Raw genomic sequence first — 255 nt, forward strand, 5'->3', positions numbered from 1 at the left:
ACGCCGACGATAAACTCAATTTGCTGAACAACCAGCGCAAGGCTTTGCCGGAATATCCCGCCACCTCGAACGCGGTGCGCGCCACGGCAGGGGCGATCTACCGGCACTGCAAAGCCGTCGTCATGCAAGAAGAACAGCCAGGCGACGTGTTGCCGATCATCACCCACTACGCCGGCTGCAAACCGGCTGATCTCACTCAAGGCGAGTGATGGCAGATAGAGGATCCACGGGTGAGCGCTTCGTCGAGGAGGTTGT

The 255-nt window shown here is 59.6% G+C and carries 1 protein-coding gene; it reads left to right on the top strand.

Going from position 1 to position 255, the window contains the following annotated elements:
* A partial coding sequence (locus C6558_RS40250) for a hypothetical protein (RefSeq protein WP_158269028.1) occupies positions 1 to 209 on the top strand: 209 nt, incomplete at its 5' end.
* Between the last annotated feature and the right edge of the window lie 46 nt (positions 210 to 255).

The sequence above is a fragment of the Ensifer sp. NM-2 genome (assembly GCF_003024455.1).
GTDB classification, from domain to species: Bacteria; Pseudomonadota; Alphaproteobacteria; order Rhizobiales; family Rhizobiaceae; genus Ensifer; species Ensifer canadensis.